This is a genomic window from Siphonobacter sp. SORGH_AS_1065 (genome assembly GCF_030818595.1).
In the GTDB taxonomy this organism is placed as follows: Bacteria; Bacteroidota; Bacteroidia; order Cytophagales; family Spirosomataceae; genus Siphonobacter.
This window is the reverse complement of record NZ_JAUTAM010000004.1, coordinates 3,334,362-3,355,801: the sequence shown is the minus strand read 5'-3', so window position 1 is coordinate 3,355,801 and position 21,440 is coordinate 3,334,362. Positions and strand designations below refer to the sequence as shown.

The following is a 21,440-nucleotide window of genomic DNA, read 5'->3' as shown; positions in this document are numbered from 1 at the left end:
ATGGCCGTTATAGATAAACAGGAAATTTCCGAGTATTTTAAAGGATTACAGGACCACATTTGCCAGGAACTAGAGAAAGCCGATGGCCTCGCCAGGTTCCGGGAAGACCTCTGGGAACGCCCCGGCGGCGGCGGCGGTCGCTCCCGGGTCATTGCCGACGGTGCTGTTCTGGAAAAAGGGGGAGTCGGTTTTTCAGCCGTATCGGGAGAAATTCATCCCAAGATGCGGGCTTCGCTGGGAGTAGAGGAAGGGACCGAATTTTTTGCCACGGGCGTGTCCATCGTTCAGCACCCGGTAAATCCAAACGTACCGATTATTCACATGAATGTTCGGTATTTTGAATTGTCTACAGGCACCTGCTGGTTTGGCGGCGGTATTGATTTAACGCCTCATTACGTCGTTGAAGAAGATGCCCGCTGGTTTCATCAACAGTTAAAGTCGGCCTGCGATCGCTTTTCGCCAGACTATTACCCCAAGTTCAAAACCTGGGCGGATGATTACTTCTTCTCTCCTCACCGGGACGAAACGCGGGGCATCGGGGGTATTTTTTATGATTACCTGAAGCCCTCCGAAACGCAGTCGAAAGAGCATTTATTCGAGTTTACGAAAGCCATCGGCGAATCTTTTGCTCCGATTTATACGAGCTTCATGGCAAAGCATAAAGACGAAGCCTATACCGAAGCTCAACGCGACTGGCAGTTGTTACGCCGGGGACGTTACGTTGAATTTAACCTCGTTCACGATCGGGGTACTAAGTTTGGTCTGGAAACCAACGGTCGAACGGAGTCTATATTAATGAGCTTACCGCCACTGGCTCGCTGGGAGTACGATCATCATCCTGAGCCAGGTAGTGCCGAAGAAAGAACCCTGCAATGGTTACGTAAGGGTATTGACTGGGCTTAATACTTACCAGCTCAACTCTTCCGGGTTGAGCTTTTTTCTTTTTCCGTAGAGACGCGACTGATCGCGTCTGGGTAAGAGGCAGTTTTTGTTACCTTCAAATTACTCGCATCTCTACGTTTGTTTTAATGGTGTCATTGATCCTTAACCGTGTATACACTCCTATGAAAAAATTTACCCTCCTTGCTTTGGGTTTGCTTAGTTACCAGCTTTCGGCCCAGACGGTTTTGTTTGATAGCACTGCCATGAAGTTAACCGAAGCCGGAGCGTCTCACCTGGCTCAGTTACCTCTGCATTGCATTACGCAGGTATTACCAAACAAACCGAACCATACCTATGAGTTTGAGGCGGACATGAGCCTGACACCTCAGCAGTTACACCCTTCGTTTTATGGCTGTCTGGATTGGCATTCGTCTGTTCACGGTCACTGGATGCTGGTGCGATTATTGAAAATGTACCCAAACCTAAGCGAGCAAAAGGCCATTCGTGAGGTATTGAATACCAGCTTTCAAACCGAAAAATTACAGGCCGAAGCCGCTTATTTTGATAAATATAAAATTGCCAAAGGTTTTGAGCGGACGTACGGTTGGGCCTGGTTACTGAAACTGGACGAAGAGTTACAGGCTTGGAATGATCCACAGGCAAAACAATGGCACCAAAATCTGAAGCCCTTAACGGCCAAGATTCTTACCTTATGGAAAAACTTCCTCCCCAAACAAACCTATCCCAACCGTACGGGTGTTCACCCTAACACGGCGTTTGGTTTGGTTTTTGCTTTGGATTACGCCCGTTCGGTGAAAGACACCGAGTTTGAGGCCTTAATTATTCAACGCAGTAAGGATTATTACCTTGCCAATAAAAACGCTCCGGCCATCCAGGAGCCCGACGGAACGGATTTCCTTTCGCCTTCGCTGGAAGTGTGCGACTTGATGCGTCGGGTCCTTTCTCCGAAAGAATTTCTGACCTGGTTCAATCAATACATGCCCGCCGAAGGACTGGATAATGTCATGAAGTTACCCTTCGTAAGCGACCGAACGGATTATTCCATCGTCCATCTGGATGGGCTAGCGTTAAGTCGGGCTTGGTGTATGAAAGGCATTGCCTCGGCTTTACCCGAGAAAGACAAACGCCGGAAGAAGTTACTGGCGAGTGCTCAGGAACACCTCAGCAAAACCTTACCTCAGGTAGCTGGAGGTAACTATGGCGGCGAGCACTGGCTGGCCTCTTTCGCGGTATACGCTCTGAGTGTCGATTAATTTTGGGAAAGACTGGCTGGTAAATCGTACAACAGCCAGTCTTTTTTTCTGATAGAACTAGCGTTGGTTTTGATTAACTTAATGAAATCAGCGATGCCTACGGGTTCGTTTCCGTTGGGGTGAATTAATACAATGCTGCCCGGTTGCACCTTCTGCCCTTTCGCCAGCCAGGCGTCACTACCGAGGGGTAATAATCCCAGATTAAGGACATCATCAAAAATTGATTGATCAGAAATCAGGCCGGGAAAACGGAAAAAGATGGAAGGCAGCAATCCGTTCTGAATCATGGCCTGTTCGTTGAGTAATACCTCACTCGCCATATTGGTACCTTTGGATAACAGGAAATTACGAGTCAGCGGCAACTTCGGATCGTACTGGTGATGAAAGGAATGATTAACCCAGGTTATTCGTAAATCTCCACGTTTTTCCAGATTTTTCAGCCATTGCAAATCATCCGCATGGCTCTGCATCCATAAACCCGTGATGGTAATTGTGATCGGTACGGGCTTTTCTTCGGGTTCGAAAGCCGCTATCAAATCTTCGAAAACGGTTCGTGTCAGAGGTTTGTGCGAGGGGCATAAGTCCATTGTCAGGCTAAAGCCTTTCTCGTTGGGTTGCGTTCGGGTTAACCCTGCATCCTGCAAAGCTCCAGCCCTCGTTTGTTCTGTATACAAAGCTCGGCCATAAGGCGTTCGACCTATCCAGCTCCGGGCTTCGTTTTTATCCATTGGCTTGACAGTAACGTTTTCCAAAACCATCGTTTGCAAGGTTTTCGGATGCACCGCCCAGTATTTTTCAGTCGAACCTTCTTGCCATTTCCGCAGGATCAGGTATTCGTTAGACTGAGCGATAAAGGGTTGATATTCGTTGAGTTGAGCAAAACTCAGCGTAACGCTGAAGAATAGAAACAGGGTGGTAATAAGGGCCTTCATGAACTAGTTTACCGTTGTTGGTTTTACTTGGGTAATGGTGAGGTAAAGTAGTGAATTGTTGGTAATAAACACTATCGTTTCATTTTCTAAAATAACTAATCCTTCATCGGATCTGATCATAGCTTGTGGCCAAACCTTTAGTCAGGTTATCAGCCCGCATCTCGACAAACGCAAAACCCTGGGTGATAAACCGGGGAAGCCTCCCGGATTTCACAGGGCACTTATCAACGCCTATCTTCCCTGAACTTGACCATTGATTGTACGATCTTAGCTTTTTCAGAAAGAAAAATTCGCACTCCTCCCCTACTTCCCGTAAGTTTGAGTTTATCTATTCTATTGCAACGTACTCATGAGCCAATTACGACCCATCCGCGAAAACGAACGAACCCTGATTCATTACCTACTGGAACAATTGAATCTGAAACGCGAAGATTATCCCTTCAACGAACTGGTAGATGAATACGAGGGGGGGAAAATGGGTAGCATTTCACTCGGCGGCGACCCTAATGCGTACGATGGCGATCTGATTCAGGTAGACTATACGGATTCTGACGAAACGCCCGTCGTCATTACCCTTACCAAAGACACACAAGGCCGTCTGCTAGATTTAGATTTCTGGAAAGTAGACTTTTCTAAATTGCTGGAATACCCAACGCCGGAGAAGGTTAGCATTAAGTCCTAAAGGGAGGAATTGCGAGATTTCATAAGAATCTCGCAATTTTAACCATCTAGTAGATGAAAGCTTTAACTACCTTTAATCTCATTACAGAGCCATGCCTAAACGTCTACTACTGTTTACTATTCTTTATTTTTTTATTGTCCATACTTCTTACTTCTGGTCAGGAAGATTGAACGTATTTTTTCTACCTGTATTTTTATCTTTAGTCACATCTTATGTTGTTTTAGTTGTAAACTTATTTATTCAGATTTATAAATCAATTAGCGAACGATTTCATAACAAAATCAGAATTCAAGTCATTGAAATTATGTTTCCCTTACTTTTTCTGACTTTTATTTTTCCTGAAGGAATTATCGATTTTAGTAAATATGAAGGCGTTGATGTATTAGTCGCCACTTATGAAGGAGTTGCAAACTGTACCGACACAATTACTCTAAAGGATAGCGGTTTAACTAAGTCCAAAAGTGTCTGTTTTGGAATAACTGAAGATATTGGTGAGTATTCTTTTATTAATGACACTATTCATATATCGTATAAAAAATCCATGTTTTCGAAAGAACGGACTTATAAATTTGGAATAATAAGGCGTCATCCTTTCACTAAAGAGAAAGATAATCTTATTGTTTTTAGTGATAAAAAAGATTCAGTTGGAATGACTTATTTAATACGTAAAAACCTTTTATCGGCAAACCAATAACTCCCCCCGCAATCGCTCGGCTCTGCCGAGTGACGCAATAGCTATAGGCCTCTGGCCGATGGCTACAAGTATAGTTTGTTTAGGAAAGGTTTCTAGTAACTAGCTACTGGCTCGCATCTTACCGGCCAGAGGCCTACAACCAGGTGGTCACTCGGCTCTAGCCAAGCGACTGCGGTAGGATAGGCTCGTACGTTTCTCTGGATGACAGGCTTTGGCAGCTAACGGCAGGTTCTCTCCTGTCGTTAGAATAGGAACGTGATGGAATCTCGCACCAGAAGTGACTGCACATTCCTCACTACCCCCGCAGTCGCTCGGCTCTGCCGAGTGACGTAATAGCAATAGGCCTCTGGCCGATAGTATTGAAATACATGGGGGTAAAATCAGCATTTAATTACCTTGGCTTTTTTGAGTCAGACGGCCAGAGGCCTGCAACCAGGTGGTCACTCGGCTAGAGCCGAGCGACTGCGGTAGGATCGGCTCGTACGTTCCTTCTCTGGATTTACTCCGGGTGAAACAAAAAATATTACTTAATAATCTAACAGTCATAATTTTAACGCAAAAAATTCCATTACTTACTCAAAGTATACGCAAGGAATATTCCCATATGAATACTGGGAGTTATGATTTTCCCGGATTCTTTTTCGAATCTGCTTGTGCTTATATTGTTATACTGGGTTATGTATAGGTATTCTTTTGATCGAAGTCCGAAACCTCCGAAAGGCGTATAGTATAATTTATGTCCATTAGGCAAGGATAGTAAGGGACTATTATATCCGATCAGTAGTTTTCCTCCCCTTACGTCCATGTGCTCGCTTTTTATACTTCCATAACTATTCGTCGTTTTTTGATAATCGGATGGTACGTTATTGAACCACCAGTATCTCACAAAAAGCTCCGCTGAAATAAAAAGTGTTTTACGAGGATTTAAGTAATAACGGGGGGCAATAGACAATCTAAGTCCATGATAAGGAGGATTAACCACGTTTCGAAAACGATAATCGGCGGCCATCATACTAATTAACTCTCCAATCTCTGATGGTTGACCTCTCTTCGGAAATCGATAGCCGGCTCCTAGTCCAATAGTTAATCTTTTTGTGACTGGTTGTTCATATTCCAGAGCCAATTCCCGGAGTAACACCTGCGATGGTTGAATTCTCAGGTAATTATTTTTTAATGTATCTACCTGAGCAAAACAATTACAGGAAATCAATAGAAAAAATAGAAATACTGACTTTTTCATAGCTGAAAGTGGGGTTAATACCAGACTACCGGGTGAGCAATATACCTTTTAAAGATTATTCTGCCAGGCTTTTTTGCCAGTGGTGTATTGACTAGATTTGGACGTTTATACCTCATACATTTCAGATCACTATGCTTTCCTCTACCCTACGCACATGTACCTTACTTACCGCCGCCTTCGGCCTGGTAAGTTTTATGACTTTCGCTGACGATCAAAAGCCTGCTCCTACCGCCAGCTCGCTCGAAGGCCGCTGGGACCTTTCGGTGCAGGCCGAAGGCAAAACCCTACCTTCCTGGCTGGAAGTAACGCACTCGGGTCATAGCACGCTTGTGGGCCGCTTTGTGGGGAGTAGCGGCAGTGCCCGCCCCATTTCGAAAGTCAATTTTACGGATGGCAAGATTAGTTTCTCCATTCCTCCACAGTGGGAAAGAGCCGACCAGGATTTAGTGGTGAATGGCATGCTGGAAGGCGACAAACTTACCGGAACCATGGTAAGCCCCAACGGAAAAACCTTAACCTGGACGGGCGTTCGTGCTCCTTCGCTGGCTCAAACCAAATCGGTTACCTGGGGAAAAACCACTGAGTTATTCAATGGCAAAGACCTCAAAGGATGGCACGCCATGGGCGAAACGAATCAGTGGGTCGTGGAAAATGGCGTTTTGAAAAGTCCCAAGTCAGGCTCCAACATCCAGACCGATCAGACTTTTTCTGACTTTAAACTGCACATTGAATTCAAGTATCCAAAAGGTAGCAACAGCGGCGTTTACCTGCGGGGACGGTATGAAGTACAAATTGTAGACAGTAAAGGCATGGAACCGCAAATAGATATGCTGGGTGCCGTGTACGGTTTTCTAACCCCCAACGAGCTTCCCGACAATAACGCCGACGAATGGCAGAGTTACGATATTACGTTGGTAGGACGCCGGGTAACCGTAGCTTTGAATGGCAAGACAATTATTTGCGACACCACGATTCCGGGCATTACTGGCGGAGCTATCGACAGCAAAGAAGGTGAACCTGGCCCCATTTACCTGCAAGGCGACCATGGACCGATTGAGTTTCGGAACATTCGGATTACGTTACCGAAATAAGCCATAAGGATTATTGTTCGTTTACAAACCACGGTAGCATTACCGTGGTTTTTTAGTTAGGATTAGAAATTAAATTCTACCCTTGCCAGAATATATCTTGCAACTAACTGATAGGTAGACTGGCTGATTAAAAAGTTACTTAGCTGACTATACGTAGCCGTTGGGCTGCCTAATAAATTCTTTCCGGAGAGTTCATATACGACCCGTTTTCTCAAAGGGGTAAAACGAACCAGAGCATCGAGGAAGTAAAACTGGTTTTGAGAGGTATTATTCCGCAGATCAGTCCATTCGGAAGTCGTAATGAAATACCAGCTTTTCGAAGGCGTCATTTTGATTCCCGCTATCGGTTTTCTCAAACGATTATATCCCAGTGAAATTCCTAATTCCTGAACATCCGACCAGTGATCTTCATACCCCACTTCAAAATTAACGATACCATCAAAAGCCGTTCGCAGGGTTAGTTTTCCTCCCAGCGAACGAATCGTACCTTTGGAAATCAGGGCTGAGTTCAGAGCACTTTGGTAGGAATTCCAACCCGCATTTAGCTGAAGCGTGCTATTAATTTCCAGGGCGGACAGGTATTTGCTCAGGTCAGAAGCCAGCTCATACGATTCATTACGGGCGGGTGAAGGCACTTGCCCCATGAACGTAAACTGATCATTGACAAGAACCTGACTTATAGAAGGAGATTTTTCCGAAAGGTACGTGACACTGGTGTGCATGGAAAACTGCCGGAGCCAGTCTGAGTTGGAATAACTGAATGTAAATACATCTGACTGAGGGCGATTAAGCCCGGCATACCCCCGCTGAAAGGCCCGGTAATTGGTCAGGACATAGCCATTAATCAAATCCATTGCATTCGGCTGACTCTGGTTGCGACTGTAATAAGCCCTGAGTTTATTTTCCTGATTAATGCGGTAGGTAAATCCAATCATCGGATTCAGGAAAACAAACTTTGTACACAAACCAAGGGATTGCTCTTTCAACAGAACAAAGTTCAAAGAAACTCCTGCGTAAAAATCCAACCGTCCCAGCGGAATCGCGGTATTGGCTTCCAGCGACCCCTGCCACTTCTGGTAGTTCAGTTGATTCCTATACAATGAATCAGTCACTGAACCAGCTTCCGTATTTAATCCTGAAGTAAAACCTTCGCTCAGATAAGACCCTTTTCCTAGAAGTGCATACTTTTGTTTGCTGGGTAAAGCCCCCATCCACCGGGTTTGCATACCGTAGGTTTGAAGCTCATTACTAATCCGTTGAGTCACGTTTCCTTCAGTAATTGGGAAAAGTGAGCGAAACCTCCCCGATTCTACCACCAGTTGCTGGGGCCGATTTTGATGCTGGTAATAAGCATCCAGCGTTAAAGCCCGGTTCCGGGGAAAGCGATGAATGTAACCCAACTCTTGCTGAATACCCTGCTGACGAGTCGACATCCGTTGCTGTAGCTTCTCGGAGAAATTAGGGTTATGAGAGGCAATTTGATAGGAAGACCCATCCCGTTGAAATTTAAGTTTCTATTCAATCGAGCAAAGCCTGAACTAGCAGTTAGGCCATGCTTCCAACCTTTCTCCTAGGTTTAGTAGAATTATCCCTACCGTCCTCTTCATGTATTTATTACAAAGGTTTCGGGAGGAAATTCCTGTTTCTGGCATCAAAATTTATATTTTCACAGCGTTCAACTTTAAAACTTCAATCTATGCGTTGGTTAGGTGGTCGCGAAAGCGATAACGTCGATGATCGTCGGGGCAGTGGCCGGGGCGGTCTGATTGTTGGTGGCGGTATCGGCACCATTGTTATTGCCCTGATTGTTACTCTATTAGGTGGAGATCCTTCGAGTATTTTAACGACTCAAAACGCCACGGAGCAAGCTCCTGTAAACCAGCAGGCCGACGATGCCGCAGCTCAGTTTACACGAAAGGTATTAGCCAGTACTGAGGATGCCTGGACCCAGATTTTCGCCGAACAAAATTCTCAGTATCAAAAACCGGTATTGGTCATGTATCGCGGGGTTACTTCCTCGGGTTGCGGAACGGCTCAAAATGCGATGGGCCCCTTTTACTGTCCGGCTGATGAGAAGGTGTACATCGACCTTTCCTTTTATGACGAACTCGCTCAGCAGTTTAAGGCTCCCGGTGAATTTGCCATGGCTTATGTCATTGCCCATGAAATTGGTCACCACGTGCAGCATCAGATGGGCATTACTGACAAGGTAGATGCCATGCGGCAACGCCTCAGTGAAAAGGAATACAATAAACTTTCGGTTAGGCTTGAATTGCAGGCGGATTTCTTCGCAGGGGTTTGGGCCAATCGGGCTCAGGGGCAAAGCGTGGCTTTGGATGAGAAAGATATTGAATCGGCCATTCGGGCGGCAAATGCCATTGGTGACGATAAAATTCAACAGGAAACCCAGGGGCAAGTCGTTCCCGACGCTTTCACACACGGCACTTCCGCCCAGCGGGTGTACTGGTTCAAGAAAGGCTTAAAAACGGGCGACATTAACCAGGGAGATACGTTTACTAGTAAAGAAGACGCCAATCTTCAGTAAGTATAAAGTTTAATTAGTCAGGCTGATATGGATTTTTTGAAGAATCTGTATCAGTCTTTTTTTTTGTCGCCAAACCCCTCGGTTTTGCGTGACTGAAAAACGCCTGTTTTTTCTATCTTGTAGCTATGAAAAAACACTTCCTCTTAAGCCTTACCTGCTGGTTCGCAGCGTTGCACTTCGGTTCAGCTCAAAACAATCTCCCTCGCGTCGCTATTGCGGGCCTCGGCATTGAGTCCAGCACTTTTTCTCCCGCCGTTACCCATGAAGAGGCCTTCCATGCCAAAACCGGCGATCAGGTGTTTACCTCCTACCCTTTCATGAAGGATGAGTCCCCTTTGAGAAAACAGGCTCAGTGGTTTCCTTCGCTGGTTGGGAAATCCATTCCCGGTGGTGCCGCTACGCGGGAAGCCTACGAGTCTCTGGTCACGAAAATGCTGGATTTATTGAAGAAAAATGCTCCTTACGACGGTCTTTACCTGGACATTCACGGAGCCATGAGCGTACAGGGTCTCGACGATCCCGAGGGCGATCTCATTACCCGAATCCGGCAGGTGGTCGGTTACAAAACCCTATTATCCACTTCGATGGACTTGCACGGTTGCGTAACCAAACGGCTGGCTCAAAATACGGATTTAATGACCTGTTACCGCATGGCTCCGCACGAAGATGCCATGCAAACCAAGGAACGGGCCGTGCAGCACTTACTGGATCGCCTGAAAAGTGGAAAAGGAAAACCAGCTTACAAAGCCTGGATTCCGGTCCCGATTCTGTTACCCGGCGAGCAAACCAGCACGCGTATTGAACCGGGCAAAAGCCTGTATGCCGAAGTAACGCCCATTGCCGATAACAACGCAGGCATTGTGGACGCGGGCATCTGGATTAGTTATGCCTGGGCCGATGCTCCGCGAAATCACGGGGTGGTGATGGTAGTCGGCGACGACAAAGAAAAAGTGGCTACATCAGCTGAAAAGCTGGCTAAACACTTTTGGGATGTTCGCTCAAAATTTGATTTCGTTGCTCCCGTGGGTAAGCTGGACGAAGTCCTGAACAAAGCCGTTGTGAGTAAGAAGAAACCCTTTTTTATCAGCGACACGGGCGATAACCCCACGGCAGGAGCCGCGGGTGATGTAACCTGGACGATTACCGAAATTCTCAAACGTCCTGAGTTTCAGAAAGCCGATGGGCCCGCATTAATCTATGCTTCGATTCCTGATCCAGAATTTGTAAAAAAGGCTCAGGCGATTGGTGTGGGTGGAACCATTGAAAGCACCGCCGGAGCCATTGTGGATCATCGTTTTGCTAAACCCGTTCCTTTGAAAGGAACGATTGAATCCATCGTAGAAGGCGACCGGGATGGCGTGGTGGAAGTGGTAGTCAAGGTGGGCAGCGTTCATGTGATTGTCACCCAGAAACGAAAACCTTACCACAAAGAAAAGGACTTCGAACGCCTCGGACTAAAGCCCCGCGAAGCAGACATAGTGGTGGTGAAAATCGGTTACCTGGAGCCAGAGTTATATAACATGCAAAAAGACTGGATCATGGCCTTAACACCCGGGGGCGTCGATCAGGATTTGTATCGCCTCCCCTATAAACACATTAAACGCCCGATGTATCCGCTTGACAAAGACATGAAAACGCCGAATTTGTCGGCTCAGTGGATTCCAGTTTCGGGGAAATAATCCTATTGATCTCGTCTTGTTTCTCAGTCAAACTGTTTCTGTCTCGCCCATTAATTTGTTTGTCAAGGCCAGGCCATTTATGCCAAAGACAGGCAAAAAAGTGGCTGGTGAAGACACCAGCCACGGAAATGGCCCATTAATTTGTTTGTCAAGACCAATCCATTTATGCCAAAGAGAGGATGAGACACGATCAATCGACGCCCGTGGCCGGTGTCCTCACCAGCTACAGAAACGGAGAGATTAGATACGGTAAATCGTAAAAAGTGGCTGGTGAGGACACCAGCCAAGGAAATAAAGCTTCGCAATCAGGAGATACTATAATAGTCATTTTTGACCATGACTTTAAATGGATTATTTGCTTCACTTACTCTCAAGATGAAACATCGTTAACTACAGAAATTTACTCTTCTGCCAATATCTGTTAATAACAAAAGCGGCTGGTGATGACACCAGCCACGGGAACGGGAAATGGTTGTTAAATCCGTAGAGACGTCGATTGATCGCGTCTTGTTTCTCATTCAGACTGTTTCTGTATTGTACATTAATTCGTTTATAAGGCCAATCCATTTTGCCTAAGATGAGACATCAACAAAAGTGGCTTGTGTCTTCACCAGCCACGAAAACGAGCAAATCGACGTCTCTACGGGGCGTTATTCTGCTTCCACAAAGCGATTTTCAAATCGCTGATATTGTTTTTCAAACTGACTTTCGTAGGTTTTCGCCAGCTTTTCCTGTTTGGCTTCCTGCAATTGCTGTACGACCCGATTCATTTGAAAAAGATTCATCCGTATGTCTTCCCGGTCGCCGCGAGTGGCGTAGTAATAATTTAGGTTTTCGTCGCAACGCCGCATAATCGTCTGAGCCATTTGCAGGGCTTTAGATTGCTCTCCCACCGCCATCAGCGGCCCAATGAAGCTTACGGAGACCTGATCGTAGGGAAGCGAACGATCAGGCATTACTTCCAGACAACGATTAAGAGCCGCTTTGGCCGTGTCCAGCTTGCCTTCCTGAATGAGTTGGGTTGACAGGCGGTAAAAAGCCAGTCGGGCCGAAACCACCGGAGCCCCGCGAATGGTATCATCGTAATAAACGTCAGGGTTATTCATTTCCCGCCACGACATTTTATTCATCATTTTGTCGTACATGAGGTCCGTATTCACAAAGCCGTCGGTAGCACCCGACACTTTAAATGGCATGAGCCGGTATGCGTATCCTTCAATCTGCATGTATTCTTTCAGGCCCAGGTAATTAGCCGAAGCCAGCGTTGAGGCAAAGTAAACGGGCCGTTTAAACTGATTTTGAGCGATAATATCAAGCTGAATGAGTCGATCCTTGATAAGGTCGCTCGTGCCGAAATCCCAGGTCATGCGATCTTCGGTGAAGAAAGGTTCCATACCCTTGGCAATCACGCCTGACTTTTGAATGGTATCCCGATCCAGCTTCAATGAAAAAATTCGCGAGGGTAACACATTCAGCGAGCCGATACTCGTCTCTACCTGAATAGCCGGGTTATTTTCTTTGACCAGCTTCAGGTATTCCACCAGATCAATACCCGCTTTTACGTTCGGATTTTCCGCAAACATAATCTGGTCGTTAATGCCTTTGCGGTAGTTATCCATTTCCAGTGAAATGGGCAAAGGCTCCGAACCATCGGCTTTTTCCTTCATTTGCTGGATGTACCATTCCGTACCTAACAGCGACAGACAACACACCCGAACATCCTTCCGAAAACCTTCAACTTCCTGCACGTACCAAAGGGGAAAAGTATCGGTATCTCCCCCTGTAAATAAAATGGCATTGGGAGCACAGGAGTTCAGCAAATTACGAGCAAAATCAGCCGCCGCATAACGATGGGAACGGTCGTGATTGTCCCAGCTTTTCGCCCCCATTAACATAGGCACAGTTAACGCCAAACCTCCCGCCAGCGAAGCGGCCAGCATTGGTTTTCGAGCTATTTTCTGTAACAGATTTTGCAGAGCCAATACGCCCAATCCCGCCCACAGAGCAAAAAAGTAAAACGAACCCGCGTAGATATAATCCCTTTCACGTGGTTCAATGGGTGGAGCGTTCAGGAAAAAGACCAGGGCCAAACCTGTCATCAGGAAGGCCACGGCAAGAACTAACCCATCTTTTTCCCGTTTCATAAACTGGATACCAAAACCCAGTATACCCAAAATCAGCGGCAGGTAATAAAAGTTATCATGCCCTTTATTGGCTCGGATGCTTTCGGGTAAGTCTGCGATTTTTCCCAGTCGCGGATACCAGTCAGCCCAGATGACATCACTTTCACGGCCCACGAAATTCCATAGAAAATATCGCATGTACATAAAGCCCATCTGGTGACTGAACATGTACTGAAGGTTTTGAGCGAAGGTGGGTTTGACGTAACGAGACGGGTCAGTCGGGTCTTTGGGTAAGCCCAGCGAAGCCGCGTAGGCATCATCATGGCCGGGTTGGTTTGAACCTAAGCGGGGCAGAAACGTCAGTTGATCTTTTTCCCAAACGTAAGCGGGTTCGTAATCGTAGATTTTATAGCGATTTCCGTCCTGTTTGTACTGCGGCGTTCCGCGTTTAAAATCCGTTACCCGAGCCGTAAACTGTGGCCCGTACAACAATGAGCGACTTCCGTACTGATCCCGATTGAGGTAATGTAGGTAGTTAATGAGATTTGAAGGATCGTTTTCGTTGATCGGTGGGTGGTAATTGGAGCGAATCACAATCGACGTGTACGAACCATAGCCAATCATAATAAAAAGTACGGATAACAGGGCCGTACTGAGCAGAGATTTCTGTCGCTTTTGCGTGAAGTAAATGCCATAGCCCAAGATTCCAAAAAACAGGATGACCGTTAACCAAACGCCGGAATTAAAAGGCAGTCCCACGGAGTTCACCAGGAAGCGATCCATCGCAAACATCACCGCACTGAGGCCAGATAATAAGCCTCCATTAATCAGTCCCAGCACGAGTACTCCGGCAATCATCGCCAAAATGCTTTGAAAAAAGGATTGATTGGGCTTTTTGCGGTAAGAATACATTAGAGCTAAAGCCGGGATAATGACCAGATTAACCAAGTGAATGCCAATGGAGATACCGGTAAGGTAAGCCACCAGAATGAGCCAGCGGTTGGCGGTGGCTTCGTCCTGAATTAACTCCCAGCGAAGCATGGCCCAAAAGACCAGAGCGGTCAGGAAAGAGGATAAGGCATACACTTCCGTTTCAACAGCGGAGAACCAGAACGTATCACTGAAGGTATATACTAAAGCCCCAACCACGCCTGCTCCAAAAATGCCCAGGGCTTCACTGGTGGTCAGATTTTCAGCCGTTTTTCCAACGATCTTCCGTCCCAGCAGGGTAATCGTCCAGAACATGAAGAGAATGGTAAAGGCACTGGCTACTACCGAAACCATATTAATCCAGTAGGCTACCTGCGTGACGTCATTCCCCGCCAGTAAGGAAAACAATCGGCCAAGCATCAGGAAAATGGGGGCTCCGGGCGGGTGTGGCACCTGTAGTCGAAAGGCACAGGAAATGAATTCGCCACAATCCCAGAAACTGGCCGTAGGTTCTACGGTAAGGGCATACGTAAGAAGGGCAACGCTAAATACCAGCCACCCAAGCAGGGTGTTTGTTCGTAAAAAGTTTTTCATAAAGAGGAGTTAATCTGATCGGTTTTAGAAAGGCTTCCTAAAAGCACCGAAAGTATAACTCTACTTTAAGGCATTAAAAATCAGAATGTTAATAGTTGTTAAGGAGAGTGTTAAAAGTTGTTAGAAGTGGCGGATTACAAATCCTTAACAGATGGCTTTCGGATTGTAAATTCGAAAGAGCAGAGGATACTTTTCCCAATTGTAGTAATTGCTCATGTTCTGAAAGCTTAAGATAGTCTTCAAGCTGTTCGGTCATGAGTTTCTTTTAAGTATTGTCCATAATGAAGAATTTATTAATGTTGTTATGAGTCGTCAATTGGTTACCGCTAACAAACAGGGCTTGCTGCTGTGCTGGAATTTATAACGTCCAGCCCGGAACTGAAGCCCAATAAAATTACTGATGTTGAAGATAAGAACTAAAGCTGAATAGAACTCCGTCTGAACGAACCGCTGCTGATTGCGAACAAAAGATGAGGATTTATTCGTCAGCCAGCATAGCAGCAAACCACATGTTGGTGGCAGTTTTATTTCATTTTCAAAATTTCACTATGGGCATTTCTTACGGCATTGTTATACTCAAATTGTTGCTTTCTTACTTCCTCTAAACTTCCTTGTCCCGACGACATTAGTTGTCTTGTGCTGTCCATTAATTTCTGTTGTGTTGAAATCACTTCGTTTTGATAATTCTTTGAGAATTGGGTATAGTTACGAATGTTCCAATCTATTTCTGATAGCCGCTCACAGCTTGACAAAATTAGTTTTCTTAATTCGTCAACTTTTACTTTGTCAGCCTCACTTTGCAAGTTGAATAAAGAACATATAACTGTTGTGATATTGTCATTAAAATCTGTTGCTTGCTTTAAAAACATTTCTGCCCATTTTACTTGCCACTCTTTCTCTTTTAAAACATCAAGCTTTGCTTTTTCTATTTTTTTGGAAATTATAAGTCCGACAATTAATACTAAAATTGGTGTCAATAGTGAAACACATAATTTCAAGATTTCGATCATCAGTTGAGTTTCTGTCATTATACTTTGTTTCGTGATTAGGGTCTGTCAAAATTGACGCCAACGTTGAAGCATTGGCGATGTGGCGGCATTCATTGAACGTCCAGCCGGGAACCAATGTTGATTAAAGATACAAAGCTCATTGTTTATTCTGTTGCTCGGTGTTATTCGTCTGCCGAATCTGAAGCTGATTGCAAATTCGAAAGAGCGAGAGAAATTAAGTCAAGATAGTCGTTAGAGTTCAAATACTTTTCAAGTTTTTTGTCGACATACGTCCACTTTTCAAAGTCGTCAAGCGAAATGTCGCCTTTGATTGTCTTATAAAATCTTTCTTTTATGTCTTGTGGTAGTCTCGTCATTTAAAATGCCCTATAACGTTTATCAGCTTTGCGAAGGGTGGGAATTTGAAATTCGTCAGCCTAACATTTGCACAATAGCTGAATCGAGATTTACTGTTTAAATTTACCTCGTCAGCCCAACTTTTGCAAAATGCTGTTAGGTGCTGCTTTTTGTCGCTTGTGATTTATGCCATTCAATGTAGTTGGGCAATTCTAAAATTGGATACATGCCTTCTTCGTTGGGGTAGTCAGGCAGCAAGTCGGTGTCAATATAATGAATATCCAAAGCAAATGATTTTTCTCCCGCAATAGTGTCGAGCATTTTATAAAGGAGCGGTGTCAGTGTTTTGTTGCCTTTTATTAAGTCCTGATTGTTGAAACAAACTCTTATACCTAAGTCTTGAGTTTTGTCGTTTGAAAGCGGAAGAAACCACATGTCCTCCGTGTTAAGTTCCAAGTCATCCCACTTACTCTTAAAATTGTCAGGCATTGGCGGTTTAAACGCAATGAAAGTCCAGCCGTCAATTTTTGGTGCAGCATTTACTAATTCTTCTACTTGGTGAAAATAGTCTTTATCGCCCTCTGCGGTTATGATTAGCTCTTGGTCTTCATCAGGATAACCGCCAATTTCAAAATATATCTTGTCGCAATACTTATGAAGCTGTTCTAAAAAGTCGTTAAGAAGTTTTTCTTTCGCTTCTTCGTCAACAAAATTTAGGAAGGTATATGCCTTATTGTTGTCTTTAAACCATTCCCAAAATTTTGAGGTTGTGTGCATATAATAAAGTAGCTGCTAACGTTGAAGCATTGGCGATGTGGCGGCACTCTGTGTTCCGTCTGCCTGGTGCTGCTGATTGAAAATATAAAGTTGAGATTTATTCGTCCAGCCCGAACCACAGCCTGGATTTGCAATTCGTTGATGTTTGCTGGTCATGCCCAACTTGCATAAAACCCAATGTTGCCTGCAGGTTTAGTCCACAAGGCTAAACCTTTTTGTCCTAAAGTCAATTATTACTATGTGGTCAAGGAAAAGTTTATTCCCAATAGCACCTGCTACTTTTGCCTCTTCAAATATGTCTGATTCTCCTTTCTCCAAATAAACAGTCATGTTCTTATATGTGTTCCCTAAAATTTTTACTTGCTTGTCTGTCTTGCCACCTACTGCGTTATAAACCGTGCCAGATTCTCCGTTGTTGATATTATAGAGTGTATCTGTCAGTTGCTTGGGTGCAAACGACTTTGAATATTTAGGGGTTGCGTTCAGAGTAAACATACTTGCACCGCAGTCATACATGAAATTTATTTTTTTATTTCCGATTTGCACTGGCAAAATAATTCTGTTTTTATAAAATTGAAATGGGGAAGAGCTTATTTTTTGTTTGTAAAATCCCTTTGTTAAATTATCGCAGTAACCAATTTTTTTATTTTTAAAGTCAAGAATTAACACTTTTTCTTTAAAAATGTCAACACCAATTGTCCCAATACTAAACCCTTTGTATTTATCAAGTAAGTCTTGTGAAAAACCTCCACCAATTTTATCATTTTTTAAAATTATAGATGGCAAAATTTGTTTTTCAAATTTGAAAGGTGGTGTAAATATCTTATACCAGTTACCATTGCAAACTGTGTCCACTCGTTTTATTTTGTCAGCTAAATATGGAAACTTATTAGTGAATTTTTTAAAAGTTCCACCTTCAAGATAAGTGTAAGGACTGCCCGTGTCAAGCTGCCAACGAAAAAAATAGTCGAGTGTGTCGAGCCTTGAGGTAATGAGCATTACATCTTTGTAATCAGGGTCAGCCCAGTCAAAAGCTACCCAAATAACTTTCTCCTTTTTAAACTTAGATTGTCCAAATGAAATTCGTCCGAGAAAAAGTAGTAATGTTATTACAGTAAAAATTTGTTTCATTTTGATGGTCGTTAAAACTTGCAGGCAACGGTTCGGGGATTGCCGAAGGCGGTGATTTTTAGCACAAAAGTTCAATAGAATTACTAATATTGAACCTTATTACTGATGTTTATTTGAAAAACTACTGTTGAGTTTTGCACTTCAGCCCGCCTGACGCAAAACCCGTGTTGGTTGCTGATTTTATTTTTCAATCATTTGCTCAATTTGTTTTGTGTCTGTCAGTGAGTTAAACCAAAGAATGTTTGCAATATACTTTCTTGAAGTCATGAATTCATATTGTTTATGTCTGTCAAGTTGCTCAACCCGTACTGCTATATATCCTGAGTTCTCATTGTCGCTGTCTTTTCTGTATGACAAAGCAAAGAAATATCGATATAGGAGCAACACCAGTATTGTCGAATGGTCTAAATTCCAGAATTCGCTTCAAATATCCATAGTCTATTGAGTCAATACCAAAACGTAATTTCAATTCTTTGTTAGCAATTTTATGTCGGATTATTGATGCATAAACATTGTCAAACTTTGAAACGTCTATGAGTTCAATCATATTTTCGTTGGTGTCTCTCATTGTTAAAATTATCGTCCGTTATTATTTTTTTATTAGCACTGATATTACTCTAAACTTGCCATTAATGGATTGGGTATTGCCGAAGGCGGAGGTTTTTAGCAAAAAAGTTTAATAGAATTACTACCGTTGAACCTTGAACAAATGTTTCATAGAAGCATTTCAGCCCCGCTTTTTGGCAATACCTTGTTAGCCGCTGATGATTTTCCTTGCATCGAGATTCTTTTTTATCCCGCCTTTACTCCTGGCATTGAAACTTCTTTTATTCTAGTGTTATATAATTCCGTGTAGATTTCCATATAATGAGCTTTTTTTCTTCTTTATTAAAATTTTCTGGCATATTTTCATAGAAGGAAATTTCCGCTATAATAATTAGGTATTCGTGTCGCATTTGTCTGTGATAAATCCACCGTGCTCCCCAATTTAATGCTCGGTCAATTGCAATTAACATTGCTGCAATGCCTGATATTATTTTTAGGTAGAATATGTCTATTGGCAGCAATGCTGCTAAAGATGTCATAACTATAGCTAAAATAGTTGTACTGTTATAGATAAACCCTCCCAAACACCATATTTATTATGCTCTACAATACTGTCATTAATTTCTTTTCTTAGGTCTGTAAAGTCGTAAGTTATTACCTTGTCCATATGGTCATTTGTTAAATTGATTCTTTGTTTGTTTCAGTTGTCAAATTCTTACTTAGATGGTCGCTTTGCGTTCGGGCGGGTTTCGAAGCACAAAGTTTCAATTTATTATTAAAGTTAATTAGAAGAACTCAGTCTCAAGTTTGCACATCAGCCCGCCTGACGCAAAACCCATGTTAGGCATTCGTTATTTTACTTTCGCAGCAATTTCATCGAATTTTTCATTCAATAAAAATCCATAAAGTTCTGAAACTTCCTTCCAATCTTTTACCCGATGTTTAATTTTCTGTCCTCCGAAAATTAATGAAAGTGTTAAATCTTTATTCACTTCAATCACATTTTCGTCATCGGTTATAACAGAAACCCAAAATGCTCCGTGTTCGTCATCCATTAGTTGAATGTCAGCAATAGCTTTTGCTATATCTGTTTCATCAATATTATCTTTTTGATAACCGCTAGCATATTGTATATAGTTTTCTATCATTGCGTTAACTCATATGATTCCAAAACATGCTCAGGTCATTGTCCATATAGGATTTCAAAAGAATTCGAAAATCTTCGTTGATGTCAAGAGTGAGTAAGTCTTTTGATAGATCGGGTCTTATTGCCCATATCCAGCAATGAATTTCCTCTTTAAGTGGCGGTTCATTGTATGGAATAAACTCGATAATGTCTTCTGAAACTCCTATCGTATTTACAACTAAAGTGTCAACAGCTGAAAGTCTTTCGTCAAAATTGTCGAAATCAATTATGTCTGTATAATTAACAATCGTTGGATATGATTCTAATATTTTATTTAGTTCTGTCTCCATATAATGATTCCTAACGTTGAAGCATTGGCGATGTGGCAGTATTCTGTGTTTCGTCTGCCCGGTGCCGCTGCTGATTAAAGATACAAAAGCTCATTGTTTATTCTATTGTTCGGAGTTATTCGTCTGCCAAAACCGAAGCTAATTTGCAAACAAAAAGCTGAGAATATATTCGTCGCCCTGCCATATTGCCAATACAATGTTAGCGGTTTTTCTTCTTCTCAGGTGGTCTTGTCGCTATCAAAGCAGCCTCTGGTGTTGCATATGGAACAATCCAAAATTGGTTCCTGTGTGAATTTTTGGAAATTTAGAATACGCCGTTTCTATTGTTTTACCTATGAGGTCATCAAACTTTTTGACGCCTTACAATTCAAAAGAGCAAATCCAATTTTGTACAAATACTTAAAAATTTCTTCTTCTGGATTCGACTTCTCTCTGCCATGAAGATAATCACTTGCCAAATCGTAAATCTCGTTTAAGTAAAGATATGATTTAGCAGGAAAGTTATCATAGCTAACTGAACCTGCCATTTCAATACCTACGCTGTTCTGGATTTGCAATCCAGAACCAGTCTGTTACGGATCTGTGATCCGTATGTGGGAATTATAAATCTATAGCCTCGCACTTTCGGATTGCAAATCCGAAAGTGCGAGGTTTTGATTCTCTACTAACCATTTCTGGCAAGTAAATGCGTCCATCCTCCCAACTCAAGCCATTGCTAGTTACCCCGTAGAAACGCCTATGAATCGACGTCTATACGGAGTAACTGCCTACCAGTAACTACAAAAAATACAACTCATAGAAATTTATGCAAGAAAATAAAATTAGCAAGAACTGGATTTTCTAATTCCCAGCCAACTTCCATATTCGTCAATCAAAAAAATAAAAATATGGAAATAAAGAAATGTTTACTGACCGATATCAATGAACTCTTATCACTACATGAAGCAGCAAGAATTCTTCAGATGCAAAGAAAAATGGTAGTGTGGCCCTTATTTGATAAATCATTTATTGAAAATGGCATAAAGGAAGATCGGCAGTGGAAAATTGTAGTTTAAAATGTAATGGCTTGCAGTTGGGCTATTACTTTTGAAGATAAGGAAATTTGGGGTAATAAAGACCAGAATAATTCCATATACATTCACCGAATATGTAATAATCCTACCCTTCGAGGAAACAGATATATTGACAAAATTGTTGAATGGGCTAAAGAATATGCGTTACAATTAGGTAAACGATTCGTACGCCTTGATACCTTAGGAAACAATACAAAATTGATTGAGCATTATACTTCCGCAGGATTTAATTTTCTAGGAATATTTAAACTAACAGAAACCTCAACCCTCCCCAGTCATTACCATAACGAACCTAACTGTTGTCTGTTTGAGATTGATTTACAGGCAAACGTGAAGGGCAATAGTTAACCTAAGTAATTTATAAACCGATGGATTGGGTTAATCTTGTAAAAACAAAAAGTGGCTGGTGTCTCCACCAGCCACGA

Annotated in this window: 18 protein-coding genes; 8 read left to right on the top strand and 10 right to left on the bottom strand. The window is 43.1% G+C overall.

Annotated elements, in window-relative coordinates; translation table 11 throughout:
- Both hemF and QE390_RS14460 read left to right on the top strand, forming a co-directional pair.
- Positions 1 to 903 carry an oxygen-dependent coproporphyrinogen oxidase gene (gene hemF, locus QE390_RS14465; RefSeq protein WP_106635630.1) on the top strand — a complete coding sequence of 301 codons (903 nt, stop codon included), beginning with the start codon at positions 1 to 3 and terminating at the stop codon, positions 901 to 903.
- Between the two features lie 161 nt (positions 904 to 1,064).
- The gene (locus QE390_RS14460; RefSeq protein WP_307142655.1) at positions 1,065 to 2,156 is read left to right on the top strand and encodes a DUF2891 domain-containing protein; all 1,092 of its coding nucleotides are present in this window, start codon (positions 1,065 to 1,067) and stop codon (positions 2,154 to 2,156) included.
- Here QE390_RS14460 and QE390_RS14455 read toward each other — a convergent pair.
- Positions 2,153 to 3,088, bottom strand: a complete 936-nt coding sequence (locus QE390_RS14455) for a polysaccharide deacetylase (RefSeq protein WP_307142654.1) — start codon at positions 3,086 to 3,088, stop codon at positions 2,153 to 2,155. The two genes, QE390_RS14460 and QE390_RS14455, sit on opposite strands and share 4 nt — an antisense overlap.
- 349 nt (positions 3,089 to 3,437) lie before the next feature.
- Here QE390_RS14455 and QE390_RS14450 point away from each other — a divergent pair, with 349 nt between their 5' ends.
- Both QE390_RS14450 and QE390_RS14445 read left to right on the top strand, forming a co-directional pair.
- Positions 3,438 to 3,770, top strand: a complete 333-nt coding sequence (locus QE390_RS14450; protein WP_307142653.1) for a hypothetical protein — start codon at positions 3,438 to 3,440, stop codon at positions 3,768 to 3,770.
- 91 nt (positions 3,771 to 3,861) lie between these two features.
- Complete coding sequence (locus QE390_RS14445) at positions 3,862 to 4,464, top strand: hypothetical protein (RefSeq protein WP_307142652.1); 603 nt, start codon at positions 3,862 to 3,864, stop codon at positions 4,462 to 4,464.
- Between the two features lie 568 nt (positions 4,465 to 5,032).
- Here QE390_RS14445 and QE390_RS14440 read toward each other — a convergent pair.
- Positions 5,033 to 5,704 (bottom strand): hypothetical protein, encoded by a 672-nt coding sequence (locus QE390_RS14440; protein WP_307142651.1) that lies wholly within the window; start codon positions 5,702 to 5,704, stop codon positions 5,033 to 5,035.
- A 131-nt stretch (positions 5,705 to 5,835) separates the two neighbouring features.
- Here QE390_RS14440 and QE390_RS14435 point away from each other — a divergent pair, with 131 nt between their 5' ends.
- Entirely contained in the window at positions 5,836 to 6,795 is a 960-nt protein-coding gene (locus tag QE390_RS14435; RefSeq protein WP_307142650.1) for a DUF1080 domain-containing protein, read from the top strand.
- Between the two features lie 62 nt (positions 6,796 to 6,857).
- On the opposite strand, the gene QE390_RS14430 is transcribed toward QE390_RS14435, so the two are convergent.
- On the bottom strand, positions 6,858 to 8,228 hold the full coding sequence (locus QE390_RS14430) for a hypothetical protein (RefSeq protein WP_307142649.1): 1,371 nt from the start codon (positions 8,226 to 8,228) through the stop codon (positions 6,858 to 6,860).
- A 263-nt stretch (positions 8,229 to 8,491) separates the two neighbouring features.
- Here QE390_RS14430 and QE390_RS14425 point away from each other — a divergent pair, with 263 nt between their 5' ends.
- Complete coding sequence (locus tag QE390_RS14425) at positions 8,492 to 9,340, top strand: neutral zinc metallopeptidase (RefSeq protein WP_106635621.1); 849 nt, start codon at positions 8,492 to 8,494, stop codon at positions 9,338 to 9,340.
- A gap of 125 nt (positions 9,341 to 9,465) precedes the next feature.
- On the top strand, positions 9,466 to 11,019 hold the full coding sequence (locus QE390_RS14420) for a M81 family metallopeptidase (protein ID WP_307142648.1): 1,554 nt from the start codon (positions 9,466 to 9,468) through the stop codon (positions 11,017 to 11,019).
- Between the two features lie 650 nt (positions 11,020 to 11,669).
- Here QE390_RS14420 and QE390_RS14415 read toward each other — a convergent pair.
- The 7 genes from QE390_RS14415 to QE390_RS14385 all read right to left on the bottom strand — a co-directional run bounded on the left by QE390_RS14415 (position 11,670) and on the right by QE390_RS14385 (position 19,942).
- Positions 11,670 to 14,666 (bottom strand): DUF2723 domain-containing protein, encoded by a 2,997-nt coding sequence (locus QE390_RS14415; RefSeq protein ID WP_307142647.1) that lies wholly within the window; start codon positions 14,664 to 14,666, stop codon positions 11,670 to 11,672.
- Between the two features lie 524 nt (positions 14,667 to 15,190).
- Positions 15,191 to 15,676, bottom strand: a complete 486-nt coding sequence (locus QE390_RS14410) for a hypothetical protein (protein ID WP_307142646.1) — start codon at positions 15,674 to 15,676, stop codon at positions 15,191 to 15,193.
- Between the two features lie 492 nt (positions 15,677 to 16,168).
- Positions 16,169 to 16,789 carry a hypothetical protein gene (locus tag QE390_RS14405; RefSeq protein WP_307142645.1) on the bottom strand — a complete coding sequence of 207 codons (621 nt, stop codon included), beginning with the start codon at positions 16,787 to 16,789 and terminating at the stop codon, positions 16,169 to 16,171.
- A gap of 192 nt (positions 16,790 to 16,981) precedes the next feature.
- On the bottom strand, positions 16,982 to 17,920 hold the full coding sequence (locus QE390_RS14400) for a hypothetical protein (protein ID WP_307142644.1): 939 nt from the start codon (positions 17,918 to 17,920) through the stop codon (positions 16,982 to 16,984).
- An 827-nt stretch (positions 17,921 to 18,747) separates the two neighbouring features.
- Entirely contained in the window at positions 18,748 to 19,005 is a 258-nt protein-coding gene (locus QE390_RS14395) for a hypothetical protein (protein WP_307142643.1), read from the bottom strand.
- A gap of 312 nt (positions 19,006 to 19,317) precedes the next feature.
- Positions 19,318 to 19,614 carry a hypothetical protein gene (locus QE390_RS14390; protein WP_307142642.1) on the bottom strand — a complete coding sequence of 99 codons (297 nt, stop codon included), beginning with the start codon at positions 19,612 to 19,614 and terminating at the stop codon, positions 19,318 to 19,320.
- A 4-nt stretch (positions 19,615 to 19,618) separates the two neighbouring features.
- Positions 19,619 to 19,942 carry a hypothetical protein gene (locus QE390_RS14385; protein ID WP_307142641.1) on the bottom strand — a complete coding sequence of 108 codons (324 nt, stop codon included), beginning with the start codon at positions 19,940 to 19,942 and terminating at the stop codon, positions 19,619 to 19,621.
- Positions 19,943 to 21,003: 1,061 nt separating this feature from the next.
- On the opposite strand from QE390_RS14385, the gene QE390_RS24770 reads away from it, so the two are divergent.
- Positions 21,004 to 21,363 carry a GNAT family N-acetyltransferase gene (locus QE390_RS24770; protein ID WP_373424544.1) on the top strand — a complete coding sequence of 120 codons (360 nt, stop codon included), beginning with the start codon at positions 21,004 to 21,006 and terminating at the stop codon, positions 21,361 to 21,363.
- The last annotated feature ends 77 nt before the right edge of the window (positions 21,364 to 21,440 follow it).